General features: G+C 42.5%; 17 protein-coding genes. 16 read left to right on the top strand and 1 reads right to left on the bottom strand.

The genetic code is table 11. The features are described 5' to 3' along the window. The first annotated feature begins 67 nt into the window (after positions 1 to 67). The 9 genes from PCY06_RS07055 (at position 68) to PCY06_RS07015 (ending at position 7817) form a co-directional block, all read left to right on the top strand. Positions 68 to 769: an N-acetylmannosamine-6-phosphate 2-epimerase gene (locus PCY06_RS07055; protein WP_045634491.1), complete on the top strand. Its 702-nt coding sequence runs from the start codon at positions 68 to 70 to the stop codon at positions 767 to 769. Positions 770 to 807: 38 nt separating this feature from the next. After that, the gene (locus PCY06_RS07050; protein WP_045634490.1) at positions 808 to 1260 is read left to right on the top strand and encodes a YhcH/YjgK/YiaL family protein; all 453 of its coding nucleotides are present in this window, start codon (positions 808 to 810) and stop codon (positions 1258 to 1260) included. A gap of 18 nt (positions 1261 to 1278) precedes the next feature. Then, positions 1279 to 2628: an ABC transporter substrate-binding protein gene (locus PCY06_RS07045; RefSeq protein ID WP_045634489.1), complete on the top strand. Its 1350-nt coding sequence runs from the start codon at positions 1279 to 1281 to the stop codon at positions 2626 to 2628. A 53-nt stretch (positions 2629 to 2681) separates the two neighbouring features. Beyond that, positions 2682 to 3566 (top strand): carbohydrate ABC transporter permease, encoded by an 885-nt coding sequence (locus PCY06_RS07040; RefSeq protein ID WP_045634488.1) that lies wholly within the window; start codon positions 2682 to 2684, stop codon positions 3564 to 3566. After that, positions 3566 to 4399: a carbohydrate ABC transporter permease gene (locus PCY06_RS07035; protein ID WP_011999670.1), complete on the top strand. Its 834-nt coding sequence runs from the start codon at positions 3566 to 3568 to the stop codon at positions 4397 to 4399. Before PCY06_RS07040 ends, PCY06_RS07035 begins: the two co-directional genes overlap by 1 nt. Before the next feature lie 41 nt (positions 4400 to 4440). After that, a complete protein-coding gene (locus PCY06_RS07030; protein WP_082307281.1) occupies positions 4441 to 5544 on the top strand; it encodes a Gfo/Idh/MocA family protein in 1104 nt (367 codons plus the stop codon). 62 nt (positions 5545 to 5606) lie between these two features. After that, positions 5607 to 6524: an N-acetylneuraminate lyase gene (locus tag PCY06_RS07025; protein ID WP_060971171.1), complete on the top strand. Its 918-nt coding sequence runs from the start codon at positions 5607 to 5609 to the stop codon at positions 6522 to 6524. A 33-nt stretch (positions 6525 to 6557) separates the two neighbouring features. Continuing rightward, on the top strand, positions 6558 to 7442 hold the full coding sequence (locus PCY06_RS07020; protein WP_060971172.1) for an ROK family protein: 885 nt from the start codon (positions 6558 to 6560) through the stop codon (positions 7440 to 7442). A 45-nt stretch (positions 7443 to 7487) separates the two neighbouring features. Further along, positions 7488 to 7817: a DNA helicase gene (locus PCY06_RS07015; RefSeq protein ID WP_082307280.1), complete on the top strand. Its 330-nt coding sequence runs from the start codon at positions 7488 to 7490 to the stop codon at positions 7815 to 7817. Between the two features lie 60 nt (positions 7818 to 7877). Here the strand turns inward: PCY06_RS07015 and PCY06_RS07010 are convergent, their stop codons facing one another. Then, positions 7878 to 8732 carry a MurR/RpiR family transcriptional regulator gene (locus PCY06_RS07010; protein ID WP_082307279.1) on the bottom strand — a complete coding sequence of 285 codons (855 nt, stop codon included), beginning with the start codon at positions 8730 to 8732 and terminating at the stop codon, positions 7878 to 7880. Positions 8733 to 8973: 241 nt separating this feature from the next. Between PCY06_RS07010 and PCY06_RS07005 the strand changes: the two genes are divergently transcribed. From PCY06_RS07005 to PCY06_RS06975, 7 genes are all read left to right on the top strand, one after another. Then, positions 8974 to 9297, top strand: coding sequence for a hypothetical protein (locus PCY06_RS07005; RefSeq protein ID WP_048776421.1), 324 nt, complete (start codon positions 8974 to 8976; stop codon positions 9295 to 9297). Next, positions 9287 to 11242, top strand: a complete 1956-nt coding sequence (locus PCY06_RS07000; RefSeq protein ID WP_082307278.1) for a V-type ATP synthase subunit I — start codon at positions 9287 to 9289, stop codon at positions 11240 to 11242. The genes PCY06_RS07005 and PCY06_RS07000 overlap by 11 nt, the downstream gene beginning before the upstream one ends. Positions 11243 to 11374: 132 nt before the next feature. After that, a complete protein-coding gene (locus PCY06_RS06995; RefSeq protein WP_002898768.1) occupies positions 11375 to 11854 on the top strand; it encodes a V-type ATP synthase subunit K in 480 nt (159 codons plus the stop codon). 10 nt (positions 11855 to 11864) lie between these two features. Next, positions 11865 to 12455 (top strand): hypothetical protein, encoded by a 591-nt coding sequence (locus PCY06_RS06990; protein ID WP_082307277.1) that lies wholly within the window; start codon positions 11865 to 11867, stop codon positions 12453 to 12455. A 10-nt stretch (positions 12456 to 12465) separates the two neighbouring features. Further along, complete coding sequence (locus PCY06_RS06985) at positions 12466 to 13479, top strand: V-type ATPase subunit (protein ID WP_082307276.1); 1014 nt, start codon at positions 12466 to 12468, stop codon at positions 13477 to 13479. Next, entirely contained in the window at positions 13466 to 13786 is a 321-nt protein-coding gene (locus PCY06_RS06980) for a V-type ATP synthase subunit F (RefSeq protein ID WP_061594200.1), read from the top strand. The genes PCY06_RS06985 and PCY06_RS06980 overlap by 14 nt, the downstream gene beginning before the upstream one ends. A 7-nt stretch (positions 13787 to 13793) precedes the next feature. Further along, positions 13794 to 14489: a GNAT family N-acetyltransferase gene (locus PCY06_RS06975; RefSeq protein ID WP_082307275.1), complete on the top strand. Its 696-nt coding sequence runs from the start codon at positions 13794 to 13796 to the stop codon at positions 14487 to 14489. The last annotated feature ends 83 nt before the right edge of the window (positions 14490 to 14572 follow it).

Below are 14572 nucleotides of genomic sequence, written 5' to 3'. Positions count from 1 at the left end.
GCTTTAATAATTGTATATAATGACATTACAAAATAAACGGAATATCAAAAGAAAAAGGAGATTGTCTATGGCACAAATTTCCAAAGAAGCATTAATTGAACAAATTAGGGATGGCATCATCGTATCTTGCCAAGCCTTACCTCATGAACCGCTTTATACAGAAAAAGGGGGAGTGATTCCGCTTTTAGTTAAGGCTGCTGAGCAGGGGGGAGCAATTGGTATTCGAGCAAATAGTGTTCGGGATATCAAGGAAATTAAAGAGATATCCTCTCTTCCTATTATCGGAATTATTAAGAGGGATTATCCACCGCAAGAACCTTTTATCACTGCAACAATGAAAGAAGTGGATGAGTTGGCGGAGTTAGATATTGAAGTGATTGCAATGGATTGTACTAAAAGGGATCGCTTTGATGGTTTAACGATTGAGGAATTTATTAAGGAAGTCAAGAGAAAGTACCCTAAACAGTTGCTAATGGCAGATATTAGCACTCTTGAAGAGGGTGTAGACGCGGCAGAGGCGGGAGTAGATTTTGTAGGGACAACCTTATCGGGTTATACTTCTTACAGTCCTAAAGTAGATGGGCCTGATTTCGAACTTATCAAAAATCTTTGTAATGCAGGTTTGGATGTCATTGCGGAAGGGAAGATTCATTACCCCGCAGATGCTAAAGTGATTCATGATTTAGGTGTTCGTGGTATTGTGGTTGGAGGGGCAATTACTCGTCCCAAAGAAATAACAGAACGCTTTGTGGCTGCTGTAAAAAAATAGGAATAATTTTACTTAACGAAAAAAGAGGAGGATGGAGGATGATTATTACCAAAATCAATCGTTTAGCAACCTATACAGGTGTGAATCCGCATTTTGAAAAGTTAATTTCCTTTCTAAAATCAACTGATTTAGATGATCTTCAAGAGGGTTTGCTGGAGATTGATGGAGATAGTATATTTGGGAATTGCTTTACTTATTTAGCTGATGGTGAAGCGGGCACATTTTTTGAAACACACCAAAAATATTTAGATATCCACTTGGTTTTAGAAAATGAGGAAGCAATGGCAGTTACTTCACCAGAAAGCGTAAGCGTAACCCAAGAATACGATGAAAATAAAGATATTGCGTTATACAAAGGAAAAGTAGAGCAATTAGTGCATCTAAGAGCTGGAGAATGTTTAATTACTTTTCCAGAAGATCTCCATCAACCTAAGGTTCGTGTAAATGATGCTCCTGTAAAAAAAGTCGTTTTTAAAGTTGCAATTTCGTAATAAAGGAAGGAAATAACAATGAAAAAATTTAAAAAAATGTTATGTCTTGCAGGTCTTGCTCTGACAGGTCTTGCCTTGGTTGCTTGTTCTGGCAAGACGGAAAAGACAGCTGACAAAGGCTCATCAACAGAATTATCTGGTGAGATTACTATGTGGCACTCCTTTACACAGGGTCCTCGTCTAGAAAGCATCCAAAAATCAGCAGATGAATTTATGAAAAAACATCCAAAAACAAAAATTAAAATCGAAACGTTTTCTTGGAATGACTTTTATACAAAATGGACAACTGGTTTAGCGAATGGCAATGTTCCAGATATTAGCACGGCTTTGCCAAACCAAGTTATGGAAATGGTCAATTCAGATGCTTTGATTCCATTGAATGATACTGTTAAGAAAATCGGGGAAGATAAGTTTACAAAAACAGCACTAGATGAAGCAAAAGTTGATGGCAATTTTTATTCTGTTCCATTGTACTCCCATGCTCAAGTCATGTGGGTTCGCACTGATTTATTGAAACAATATAATATTGAAGTTCCAAAAACATGGGACCAGTTGTATGAAGCTTCTAAAAAATTAAAAGAAAATGGAGTTTATGGATTGTCTGTTCCTTTTGGGACAAATGATCTGATGGGGACACGCTTCTTGAATTTCTATGTACGAAGTGGCGGTGGAAGTCTGTTGACAAAGGATATGAAAGCCAACTTGACAAGCAAATTGGCTCAAGATGGAATTAAATATTGGGTGAAAATGTACAAGGAATTTTCTCCAAAAGATTCACTGAACTTTAATGTCTTGCAACAAGCTACTTTGTTCTATCAAGGAAAGACAGCTTTTGACTTTAACTCAGGATTCCATATTGGTGGTATCCAAGCAAATAGCCCTCAATTAATTGATGCGATTGATGCTTATCCGATTCCAAAAGTAAAAGAATCAGATAAAGATTATGGTATTGAAACTTCTAATATTCCATTGGTAGTTTGGAAGAATTCAAAACATCCAGAAGTAGCGAAAGCATTCTTAGAATCTTTGTATGAAAAGAAAGACTATATTCATTTCTTGGATTCAACTCCTGTCGGAATGTTGCCTGCCATCAAAGGCATTAGCGATGATCCAGCCTATAAAGATAATGACGTCCGTAAGAAATTCCAACATGCAGAAGAAGTTATTACAAAAGCGGCAGAAAAAGGTACAGCTATTGGATATGAAAATGGTCCAAGTGTTCAAGCTGGAATGTTAACAAACCAACATATCATTGAACAAATGTTCCAAGATATTATTACAAATGGTAAAGATCCAATGGAGGCTGCTAAGGATGCAGAAAAACAATTGAATGATTTATTTGAAACTGTAGCAGTTGATGTTAAATAATAATAGCAGAGGCTACAATTATGTGGCCTCTGTTTTTAGAGAGGAATAAGCATATGGTCAAAAATAGAAATTTGACTCGATGGGTGTTTGTATTACCTGCTATTATCATTGTTGGACTATTATTTGTTTATCCATTTTTCTCCAGCATCTATTTTAGCTTTACCAACAAACATTTAATCATGCCAAACTATCGATTTGTTGGATTAGCGAATTACAAGGCTGTGCTATCAGATCCCAACTTCTTTAATGCGTTCTTTAACTCCATTAAGTGGACGGTTTTCTCGCTGGTTGGGCAAGTTTTAGTAGGTTTTGTATTAGCTTTAGCCCTGCATCGAGTACGACGATTTAAGAAACTCTATCGCACTCTTTTGATTGTTCCTTGGGCTTTCCCGACTATCGTTATAGCTTTTTCATGGCAATGGATTTTGAACGGAGTTTATGGTTATTTACCAAACTTGATTGTTAAATTAGGTCTCATGAATCATGTTCCTGCATTTTTAACAGACAGCACATGGGCCTTCATCTGCTTGGTATTTATCAATATCTGGTTTGGTGCTCCAATGATTATGGTCAACGTTTTGTCTGCTCTTCAAACAGTTCCAGAAGAGCAATTTGAAGCAGCTACAATTGATGGGGCGTCTAGTTGGCAAGTATTTAAGTTTATTGTGTTCCCTCATATTAAAGTCGTAGTAGGGCTTCTAGTTGTTTTAAGAACAGTATGGATATTTAATAATTTTGATATCATCTATCTGATTACAGGTGGAGGACCTTCAAATGCAACAATGACTCTCCCAATTTTTGCCTATAATCTTGGATGGGGAACTAAATTGTTGGGTCGTGCCTCAGCTGTAACTGTTTTACTCTTTATCTTCTTAATGGCAGTTTGCTTTATTTATTTTGGCATTATAAGCAAGTGGGAAAAGGAGGGTAGAAAATAATGAAAAAGAAATCAGGAATTTATTTAGATATTCTTTCACATATACTCTTGGTAGGTGCAACAATAGTTGCTATTTTCCCCTTGATTTGGATCATTATCTCATCAGTAAAGGGTAAGGGAGAACTGACTCAGTTTCCTACTAGATTTTGGCCTGAGCAATTTACTTTTGACTATTTTGTTCATGTTATTAATGATTTACACTTTATTGATAATATCAAAAATAGTTTACTCATTGCCCTTACGACTACAGTCATTGCAATTATTATCTCGGCAATGGCTGCTTATGGGATTGTTCGATTCTTTCCAAAGCTAGGAGCAATCATGTCTAGATTGCTTGTAATTACCTATATTTTCCCGCCAATTTTGTTGGCGATTCCTTACTCAATAGCAATTGCAAAAGTTGGCTTGACAAATAGTTTATTTGGTTTAATGATGGTTTATCTATCTTTTAGTGTTCCTTATGCGGTTTGGCTTCTGGTAGGTTTCTTCCAGACTGTCCCAATCGGTATTGAAGAAGCAGCTAGAATTGACGGTGCAAATAAATTTGTGACATTCTATAAGATTGTATTACCTATTGTAGCACCAGGGATTGTGGCAACAGCAATTTATACTTTTATCAATGCTTGGAATGAATTTTTATATGCCTTAATCTTAATTAATGATACCAGTAAGATGACAGTGGCAGTAGCACTTCGTTCATTAAATGGTTCAGAAATTCTGGATTGGGGAGATATGATGGCAGCTTCTGTTATCGTCGTCCTTCCTTCAATTATCTTCTTCTCTATTATTCAAAATAAAATAGCAAAAGGATTGTCTGAGGGATCTGTGAAATAGAAAAAATAAAAATGTTATACACAATAACAAAGGAGAAACAAATGGTTAAATATGGCGTCGTAGGAACAGGATATTTTGGAGCTGAATTGGCTCGATATATGCAAAAAAACGATGGTGCAGAGATTACGGTTGTTTATGATCCAGAAAATGCGGAATCAGTAGCTGAAGAGCTAGGAGCAAAAGTTGCGGCATCGTTAGATGAATTAGTCGCTAGCGACGAAGTTGATTGTGTTATTGTAGCTTCTCCAAATAATCTGCACAAAGAGCCAGTTATCAAAGCAGCTCAACATGGGAAAAATGTTTTTTGTGAAAAACCAATTGCTCTTTCCTATGAGGATTGTCGCGAAATGGTAGACGCTTGTAAAGAAAATAATGTGACCTTTATGGCGGGGCATATCATGAACTTCTTTAATGGTGTTCACCATGCTAAAGAATTAATCAATCAAGGTGTGATCGGGGACGTTCTATATTGTCATACAGCTCGTAATGGATGGGAGGAACAACAACCATCAGTATCTTGGAAAAAAATTCGAGAAAAATCTGGTGGTCACTTATATCACCATATCCATGAATTGGACTGTGTTCAATTTCTTATGGGCGGGATGCCTGAAACTGTCACAATGACTGGTGGTAATGTAGCTCACGAGGGAGAAAACTTTGGTGACGAAGATGACATGATTTTTGTTAATATGGAATTTTCAAACAAGCGTTTCGCTTTGCTAGAATGGGGTTCTGCTTATCGCTGGGGTGAACACTATGTCTTGATTCAAGGAACAAAAGGAGCGATTCGTCTGGACTTATTCAACTGTAAAGGAACTCTCAAATTAGATGGCCAAGAAAGTTACTTCCTAATCCATGAGTCACAGGAAGAAGATGATGATCGTACTCGTATTTACCATAGTACCGAAATGGATGGAGCGATTGCTTACGGAAAACCTGGTAAACGTACCCCATTGTGGTTATCATCTGTTATTGACAAGGAAATGCGTTACTTTCATGAAATTATGCAGGGAGCACCAGTAACAGAAGAATTCAAAAAATTATTGACGGGAGAAGCAGCTCTGGAGGCTATTGCGACAGCAGATGCATGTACTCAGTCTATGTTTGAAGATCGTAAAGTTAAATTATCAGAAATTGTAAAATAAAAGATGTGGGGATGAAACAATGATTTTCGTCCCTCTCATTTCTAAAACATTAGGAGAAAACTATGTCAGATTTAAAAAAATACCAAGGTGTCATTCCGGCTTTCTACGCCTGCTATGACGAGGAAGGTGAAATCAGTCCGGAGCGGACTCGCGCTTTAGTGGAATATTTCATCGCCAAGGGCGTGCAAGGTCTTTATGTCAACGGTTCTTCGGGCGAGTGTATCTATCTGAGTGTAGAAGACCGAAAACGGGTTCTAGAAGAAGTGATGAAAGTTGCTAAGGGGCGTCTGACCATCATTGCCCACGTGGCTTGCAACAATACTAAAGACAGCGTGGAGTTGGCTCGTCATGCGGAAAGTTTAGGAGTCGATGCTATTGCAGCTATTCCACCGATTTATTTCCGGTTGCCAGAGTATTCGGTTGCCAAGTATTGGAATGACATCAGTGCGGCAGCGCCTAATACGGATTTCGTGATTTACAATATCCCTCAGCTGGCTGGTGTAGCTTTGACTCCTAGTCTTTACAAAGAAATGCTCAAGAATAAGCGTGTGATTGGTGTGAAGAATTCTTCAATGCCGGTGCAGGATATTCAGACCTTTGTAGCTCTTGGGAGAGAAGATCATGTAGTCTTTAATGGACCAGATGAACAATTCTTAGGTGGCCGACTCATGGGTGCTGCAGCTGGTATCGGTGGTACATATGGGGCTATGCCAGAGCTCTTCCTCAAACTCAATCAACTGATTGCTGACAAGGAATTGGAACGTGCTAAAGAATTGCAATATGCTATTAATGCTATTATCGGAAAATTAACGAGTGCGCATGGTAATATGTATGGTGTGATTAAAGAAGTCTTGAAAATCAATGAAGGACTCAATATTGGGTCTGTTCGTTCACCTCTGACACCAGTGACTGAAGAAGACCGGTCGATCGTGGAAGAGGCTGCTCAGTTGATTCGTCATACTAAGGAGCAGTTCTTATAAGTCAAAGAACAGATACTAGAGAGAAGGTGTGCTATGAAACAATATGTCGCCATTGATATTGGCGGTACCAATATCAAGTATGGCTTGATCAACGAGGCTGAGACCTTGGTGGAAGCACATGAAATGCCGACAGAGGCCCACAAAGGTGGTCCGGGAATTATGCAAAAGGTTGAAGCGATTGTTGCAGCCTATTTAGAAAAAGGACCTCTCGCTGGGATTTGTATTTCTTCTGCTGGTATGGTGGATCCAGACAAGGGTGAAATTTTCTATGCTGGGCCGCAGATTCCTAATTACGCTGGAACCCAGTTCAAAAAAGTGCTGGAAGAAAAATTTTCCTTACCATGTGAGATTGAAAATGATGTCAACTGTGCTGGTCTAGCAGAGGCTATGTCGGGCAGTGGCATGGGAGCCAAGATTGCCCTTTGTTTGACAATCGGTACAGGTATCGGAGGCTGTCTGGTCGTAGATGGTCAGGTCTTCCATGGCTTTAGTAACTCTGCCTGTGAGGTCGGTTACCTGCATCTACCGGATGGAGCTTTCCAGGATGTGGCATCTACAACTGCTTTAGTCAATTATGTGGCTGAGCTACACGGAGAAGAAGCAGAGCATTGGAATGGCCGACGGATTTTCAAAGAAGCAACTGAAGGAAATAAGATTTGTATACAGGGCATTGATCGTATGGTTGGTTATCTGGGTCAGGGAATTGCCAATATCTGCTATGTTGTTAATCCAGAAGTTGTCATCCTAGGAGGTGGCATCATGGGACAAGAAGCTATTCTTAGACCGCGTATTCAGGTGGCTTTGCAGGATGCCTTGGTTCCAAGCATTGCCGATAAAACGAAACTCGCTTTTGCTCATCATCAAAATACTGCGGGTATGTTTGGAGCCTACTATCATTTCAAAAATAAACAAGTTTAACCTGAGATTTTTCTCAGGTTCCTTGTCTTTCAGGAGGAAAATCAAATGACAGAAAAAAGTTTCATTCAGGAAGCCACTCAGCTTCTAAGTTCCTTGATGGAAGATTTTCAAAAGAAGGCAATTCGATCAAGAGATGAAATTCTCTTTTACGAGTGTTTAGTAGAAGTTTTGAAGAGTTTGGAGAAAACCAAAGCCCTTGATAACCGTCTCCTCATTGCTCTTGAAAGATTCCATAAAAGTGCTAGTTTTTTAATTGGTCTTAGTGGTCTCAAACTCGATCAGTCTACTTATCAAAAATGGCGTGCCTATGATACCTTTCATATGGAAAAAGTTCAGCCTCAATTGGAAATCTACGGTCCAATCCTTCCCTTGTGAAAAAAGACGAAAAAGCGAGAACCGAAAAAGAAAAACGAGTCAAGAAATTCTGATTCGTTTTTATCTTTTATGAGTATTTCGACGGTGATAGCCATTTAGTTTCTGGTTTTCCCAAAAGCTATTGAAGATTTTCTCTTTTTTTTCACGATTAATCTCAAGAAAAAAGGCGTAAATGAGGTCTATCATAAGCAACATGGGAAATTGGGCTGATATACGCAGGATGAATTCAGGTTTGCTTTGCAGAGCTACAGCAAGGATTTCTGTAAAATCTTGTTGGACCTTTTGGGGCTGTCCAGTCACCAAAACTGTTTTTGCCCCCATGTTTTTAGCATCAATTAGACTGTCAATAATAGATTGAGTCTGTCCTGACAGGGAGAATCCGATGACAAGACAGTTTTTGTCTAAAATACTGGTTGTCCAAGCGAAACCATCTTGGTCAGTCAGGGCCTCACAAACGACTCCTAGACGCATAAAGCGTAGCTTCATATCACGAGCTACTAAACCAGAACTTCCAATACCGAAGAAATAAACCCGATCAGCATCTTCAATCAAAGTAGCTATTCGCTGTAGTTTATCTTCGTCTATGACTTCTTCCGTCTGCATTCGAAGTTGTGTATAATTTCGCAAGACACGACGTGATAAGTCATGCCCGAGAGAAGGCACTTCGGGCTCACTCGATGTAGTTTGCTGTTGGTATTGAAATTTGAACTCTCTATAACCTTTAAAACCACACTTCTTGGCAAATCGAGTCAAGGCTGCCTGGGAAATATGCAGTTGCTTGGTCACTTGAAGCGAAGATAGATCTTCCTGAATATTTGTAGAGTTCAAGAAGTAGTGGGCAATCTCTCTTTCTAGGCCGGTCATACTATCTAAACTGTTTTCAATGATATCTATAATATGCAGCTGATTTCCCATCAATATCTCCTTGAAATTTTAGTAAGCGTTATTATATGTTTATATTATAACATAATCTGTAAAAACATAAGCGAACTTGTTTTTGAAAAGAGGATCTGAGAAAGATATTTCCATATGACAGAATATAAGTCTGTACAGTAATTGAACAGAAGCAACTACTTGTAGCTTATGACGGATAAAGCATAAATGTGTTATAATTTACACATGAAAGAACATACAACCCAAAGGAGATAGTGGGGATATGACAAATACGACCTTAGAGAAGATGCAAGAAATTGAGACTGCTGCAGAAGAAGTTTTGATGGGCTACAGGAAGCAGGCTCAGGAGCTGCGACAGCAAGTAGATGAAAATCTCAGACGACTGGGTCTGACCTATGACGATGAAACGCAGAAGCTGGCAGAGGAATTAACAGCGAGTTCCCAGCAAAAGTTGGTGCTCCTGCAGCAAGACTTGGAGCAGACAACCCAGCAAAATGAGGATAAGGTTGAGGCTGCGTTGACAGACAAAAAAGCAGACTTGGCGCAAGCCATTGTAGAGAAGGTGGTAGAAGCCTATGGCCATTAGTCAAATGCGGCAACTGTCTCTGCTCCTGCCCAAGGAACTGCTTGATCAACTTCTCTTTTTCCTCCAGGATTTAGAGTCGGTACAGATTCACAACTTGCGGGAGGAAGAGGACTGGCAGGTAGCCTTTGAGCAGGCTTTAGTCGGTCGGCCGGATCAAGAGTTATCTCAGCAGGATTTGCTGAGTCGTCAGGAAAAGCTCGAGAGGCTGATTGCAGAGCTGGAGCCCTTTATGCCCAAAAAGAAACTGCTGGAAGCCTTAAAAGAAAAGCCTTTGGAATTATCCTTTGCTGCTTTAGAGCAGGCAGGGAAGGCTAGGGATGAGGAGGCGCTATTAGAAGGAATCAGTAAGCAACTCAAGGTCTTGCAAGAGGCCAAAGATCAGATAGAGGCTGACCGCTTGGAAGTGGCTGCGCTGGAGAAGTGGGAGCCATTGGAGCTAACACCGCAAGCAGCAGCAGCTTTCAGCCATCTGGGAGCTTTGATTGGGACGATTCCCAATACCGATGACGACGCTCTGCGTCTGACTCTGGGAGCACATCCTGACCTGAAGTTTCAGGAAGTCTTTACCGATGATACGGAGCATGGGGTTCTTATTTTTTACAAGGCAGGCACTCTGGAAGAAGTTCGCAAAGTCTTGAAAGAGTACGGCTTTAAGCCTTTTGAGTACGCCCATGCGGAACTACCCGCTGAGCGAATAGATCAGCTCAAGGCCAATATTCGACAGCAGGAGGCGGTAGCAGATGCTATGACCAAGAGTCTGGCAGCTTCCAAGAATGAGTTGGACCAACTCAAGGTTCAGCTTGATTATCTCTGCAATCTCTCCTCCCGTCAAGAAAGTAAAAATCAGTTAGCCAGTACGCAAAATCTGGCAGCCTTGGAAGGCTGGATCGAAAGCAATCAAGTGAAAGCTCTTGAGGCTTGCTTGACAGAGCAGTTCGGCCAGAGCATTCTCATCCAGACCAGAGAGATTCGACAGGACGAGGAAGATAAGGTTCCGACCAAGCTTAAAAACAATGCCTTGGTGGAGCCCTTCGAGCTAGTGACGGAGATGTATTCCCTGCCTAAGTATGGTGACAAGGATCCAACCCCTATCGTTTCCCTATTCTATTTTGTATTCTTTGGCATGATGGTCGCTGACATCGGCTACGGCCTTTTACTCTTTGTAGGCACCAGTCTGGCGCTACACTTCTTGCATGTCAAGCCGGGACTGGCTAAGAATCTGCGATTCTTCCGCCTGCTGGGTGTGGCAGTCATCATCTGGGGACTGGTTTATGGTTCTTTCTTTGGCTTTGAACTGCCCTTCGCTCTGATTAGCACCAGCTCCGATGCCATGACGATTCTGGTTATTTCGGTTGTCTTTGGTTTTGTTACGGTGCTGGCGGGCCTCTTCCTCAGCGGTCTGAAAAATATCCGCCTCAAGGATTATGCAGAAGCTTATAATGCAGGCTTTGCTTGGGTGCTGATTTTGCTGGGGCTGCTACTCTTGGCCTTGGGAAATTTCTTCCCATCCTTGGCCTTTGCTGCAACGATTGGTCAGTGGCTGGCTATCATCAATGCTCTGGGCATACTGGCAGTATCCATTGTCAGTGCTAAGAGCTTGGCAGGATTGGGGTCAGGTCTCTTTAATCTTTACAATGTCAGCGGTTATGTAGGAGATCTTGTCAGCTTTACGCGGCTGATGGCTCTGGGGCTTTCAGGAGCCAGCATTGGCTCGGCCTTTAACTTGATTGTCAGCCTCTTTCCACCTGTCGCTCGCTTTAGCATCGGCATTCTGCTCTTTATTGCCCTGCATTTGGTCAATATGTTTCTATCTTTTCTGTCCGGTTATGTACACGGAGCGCGTTTGATTTTCGTGGAATTCTTCGGGAAATTCTACGACGGAGGCGGTAAGCCTTTCACTCCGCTCAAGCCTAGTGAGAAATACGTTCAGCAAAGTAAGAAATAAAGATTAGACACTATGGTAATAGATGAGAAGCTCATCTTTAGAAAAACACTTTCTAAAACATCAAAACAAGTATCATTCATTTAACTAGCTGTTGGTTTTACGACAATTACAGCATTTTCATAGGAGTAAATCATGGAACATTTAGCATCATATTTTGGAACATACGGCGGCGCCTTTTTTGCAGGTCTGGGAGTAGCTTTGGCGGTCTTTCTCAGCGGAATGGGCTCAGCTCTGGGTGTTGGAAGCACAGGTCAGGCAGCAGCAGCCCTCTTGAAAGAACAGCCGGAAAAATTCGCTCAAGCTCTGATCTTACAGCTTTTGCCAGGTACCCAAGGTCTCTACGGCTTTGTTATCGGGATTACCGTCTTCTTTAATATCAAGCCAGAATTGGCTCTGCAATCAGGCGTAGCTTATTTCCTAGCTGCTTTGCCAGTTGCCATTGTCGGTTACTTTTCAGCCAAGCATCAAGGACGAGTGGCGACAGCTGGTATTCAGATTTTGGCCAAGCGTCCGGAAGAGGTCATGAAAGGGGTAATACTCGCGGCCATGGTTGAAACCTACGCCATCTTGGCCTTCGTTGTTTCCTTCATCATGGTTCTGAATGTGAAGTAAGGAGGCTTTTATGTCTGACATATCAGATCTCAAAGCTTCTGTCTTGGAGCAGGCTCACGAGAAGGGGCGTCTGCTTTTGGCCGAGGCTACTGAGAAAATAGAACAGGAAGCCAAGGAACGTGAGGCCCAGCTGGTTCGGCAAAAGCTTGGACAGCGGGAGCAGCAGCTGAAAGAAATCAGCCGGCGTAGTCAGCGCGATATTCAGCAGCTGGAAAATCAAAAGCGCCAGTCTACTTTGGTCATCAAGCAGCGGGTTCTCAGAGAGCTTTTTGAGGAGGCCTATGCTCAGATGGCGGCTTGGTCACCAGCTGAAGAGGAGCATTTTCTGAAGAGTGTCCTGGCTAAATACCCAGAGGAAGAATTGACACTGACTTTCGGTGCTCTATCAGCTGAGAAATTTAACACCATCAAGTTAGAAGACTTGAAAAAGGTCTTTCCGCAAGTGCATTTTTCAGACCAGTTTATAGCCAATCAAGCAGGCTTTGTGCTGAGCCAAGGACGGGTGGATGATAGTTATCTCTATCGCGACTTGCTGAACTCTGTCTGGCAGGAGGAAAGCTACCGACTGGCTCAGGATATTTTCAAAGACCAGGCAGAATAGGAGGCGGACCATGAGTGAAACAAGCTTCTCTCAAGTCAATACAGCCATTAGCGTGCAGGAGGCTTCCTTTTTGACGCCCCAGCAATATGATCAGTTGCTGCAGACTGACGATGCTGCCAGCCGTTCGGCTCTTCTGCAGGGAACGGTCTATGCCATGGATGCTGAAGCTATCAAGGATCTCAATGCGATTGAGCAAGTACTGATGAAGCATTTGTATTCCGTTTATAATTGGGCGCTTGAGATCAGTCCAAGTAAGGAGTTAGTGGAGATTTTCACGCTCCGCTATACCTACCACAATCTCAAAGTTTTTCTCAAGGGTCGGGCGACAGGTCAGTCCCTGGAGCATTTGCTGATGCCGGTGGGGACCTATTCGCTGGAGGTTTTAGAGCACCTAGTTATGGCCTTTTCGGCTGAGTATTGTCCAGATTTCATGCTAGACGAGGTGCTTGCGACCTGGCAGGAATACCAGGATTATCAGGATGTGCGCGTGCTGGAGATTGGCATGGACATGGCTTATTTCCAGCATCTCAAGCGCCTGACACAGGAATTGGAAGATGACCGTCTGCTGCAGCTGGTGAATCTGACTATTGATTTTTACAATGCCATCACGGTCAAGCGTGCTGTTGGCTTGGAGAAACCGCGCAGCTTTATGAGGCAGCTCCTGTCTGATGAAGGGAGTCTTTCTGCTGCCAACTGGATTGCCATGGCGGAGCTGGGAGATTTCTTGACTTGGTTTAGCCAGGTCAATCCCTGTGGTTACGATCTGGATCTGCGTTCCTATGAGGAGAAAATGCGGAACCAGACCTTGACGACAGTAGAGTTAGAATATCTAGCGGACCTCTTGCAGGCTAAGTTGCTGGCGGCTGGTCAGTTTGAGACAGATGGACCGCTTCCTCTCGCCCGCTATCTGCTGGGTAAGGAGTTGGAAGTTAAGAATCTGCGGTTGATTTTGACCGGCATGGACAATCAGTTGCCAGTAGAGCTTATCAGAGAAAGGATGCGACCGATTTATGGACAAGACTAGCTACAAGATTGCTGTCGTGGGAAATCGCGATACTATTCTCCCATTTAAGCTGATTGGTTTTCAGACCTTTCCAGTAAAAGAAGCTCAGGAGACGGTCAATACCCTGCGTCGGCTCGCTCACGAAGATTTCGGTATTATCTATCTGACGGAGGATATGGCTGCGGATATTCCAGAAACTCTGGCCTACTATGACCAGCTGGAGATTCCTGCTCTTGTGCTCATTCCTACCCATAAGGGGAGCACGGGACTGGCTCTTTCGCGGATTCATGAAAATGTCGAAAAGGCTGTCGGACAAGATATATTGTGAGGTTTTTATGCGAATGAATGAACTAGGCCAACCCATTGGGGATGCTCTGCCGGATTTTCAGCCGGGGGACTTGCCCAATCTGGAGCGAATCGAAGGCCAGTATGTTATTATCGAGCGTTTGTCCAAGGACAATCATGGAGCGGATTTGTATGAGGTGTATGGCCCAGATTCTCCTGCGAATATGTGGACCTATCTCTTCCAAAATCCTGCCCAAAATCAGGCAGAATGGTCACAGAAGCTAGATCAGATGCTGGCAGAACAGGATCGTTTCCACTATGCGATTGTGGACAAGGAGAACGGTAAGGCTCTGGGAACTTTTGCCTTGATGAGGATTGACAGAAATAACCGTGTCATTGAAGTGGGAGCTGTGACCTATTCACCCAAGCTGAAGCGTACTAGGCTGGCTACGGAAGCCCAGTACTTGCTGGCACGCTATGTCTTTGAAGAGCTGGAGTATCGCCGCTATGAATGGAAATGTGACTCCCTCAATCAGCCTTCAAGACGGGCAGCAGAGAGACTTGGTTTCACCTATGAGGGTAGGTTTCGTCAGGCTGTTGTCTATAAGGGGCGCAACCGAGATACTGACTGGCTGTCTATGATTGACAAGGATTGGCCGGCCGTCAAGAGCCGTCTAGAAAAATGGCTAAGCCCAGATAATTTCGACGAAAAGGGCCAGCAAATAAAAGCCTTATCTGATTTTTAAAATAAAAAGCCAAAATCCTTGCCCTAGAGCTAGCTAAGAAAGATTTCAAACTCGCGGCAAGGATCAAAAAACACTCTTTGGAA

Source organism: Streptococcus sp. SG1, from assembly GCF_030439935.1.
GTDB classification, from domain to species: domain Bacteria; phylum Bacillota; class Bacilli; order Lactobacillales; family Streptococcaceae; genus Streptococcus; species Streptococcus gordonii.
Note: the sequence above shows the minus strand (reverse complement) of the source record. Positions and strands in the feature narration are given on the sequence as shown.

Bases quoted from the DNA above. Each gene is read 5' to 3' on its own strand.
- PCY06_RS07000 (WP_082307278.1), top strand. From the start codon at position 9,287: ATGGCCATTAGTCAAATGCGGCAACTGTCTCTGCTCCTGCCCAAGGAA.
- PCY06_RS07025 (WP_060971171.1), top strand. From the start codon at position 5,607: ATGTCAGATTTAAAAAAATACCAAGGTGTCATTCCGGCTTTCTACGCC.
- PCY06_RS07040 (WP_045634488.1), top strand. From the start codon at position 2,682: ATGGTCAAAAATAGAAATTTGACTCGATGGGTGTTTGTATTACCTGCT.
- PCY06_RS07005 (WP_048776421.1), top strand. From the start codon at position 8,974: ATGACAAATACGACCTTAGAGAAGATGCAAGAAATTGAGACTGCTGCA.
- PCY06_RS07045 (WP_045634489.1), top strand. From the start codon at position 1,279: ATGAAAAAATTTAAAAAAATGTTATGTCTTGCAGGTCTTGCTCTGACA.
- PCY06_RS07050 (WP_045634490.1), top strand. From the start codon at position 808: ATGATTATTACCAAAATCAATCGTTTAGCAACCTATACAGGTGTGAAT.
- PCY06_RS07015 (WP_082307280.1), top strand. From the start codon at position 7,488: ATGACAGAAAAAAGTTTCATTCAGGAAGCCACTCAGCTTCTAAGTTCC.
- PCY06_RS06995 (WP_002898768.1), top strand. From the start codon at position 11,375: ATGGAACATTTAGCATCATATTTTGGAACATACGGCGGCGCCTTTTTT.
- PCY06_RS07010 (WP_082307279.1), bottom strand. From the start codon at position 8,732: ATGGGAAATCAGCTGCATATTATAGATATCATTGAAAACAGTTTAGAT.
- PCY06_RS07030 (WP_082307281.1), top strand. From the start codon at position 4,441: ATGGTTAAATATGGCGTCGTAGGAACAGGATATTTTGGAGCTGAATTG.
- PCY06_RS07035 (WP_011999670.1), top strand. From the start codon at position 3,566: ATGAAAAAGAAATCAGGAATTTATTTAGATATTCTTTCACATATACTC.
- PCY06_RS06980 (WP_061594200.1), top strand. From the start codon at position 13,466: ATGGACAAGACTAGCTACAAGATTGCTGTCGTGGGAAATCGCGATACT.
- PCY06_RS06975 (WP_082307275.1), top strand. From the start codon at position 13,794: ATGCGAATGAATGAACTAGGCCAACCCATTGGGGATGCTCTGCCGGAT.
- PCY06_RS06985 (WP_082307276.1), top strand. From the start codon at position 12,466: ATGAGTGAAACAAGCTTCTCTCAAGTCAATACAGCCATTAGCGTGCAG.
- PCY06_RS06990 (WP_082307277.1), top strand. From the start codon at position 11,865: ATGTCTGACATATCAGATCTCAAAGCTTCTGTCTTGGAGCAGGCTCAC.
- PCY06_RS07055 (WP_045634491.1), top strand. From the start codon at position 68: ATGGCACAAATTTCCAAAGAAGCATTAATTGAACAAATTAGGGATGGC.
- PCY06_RS07020 (WP_060971172.1), top strand. From the start codon at position 6,558: ATGAAACAATATGTCGCCATTGATATTGGCGGTACCAATATCAAGTAT.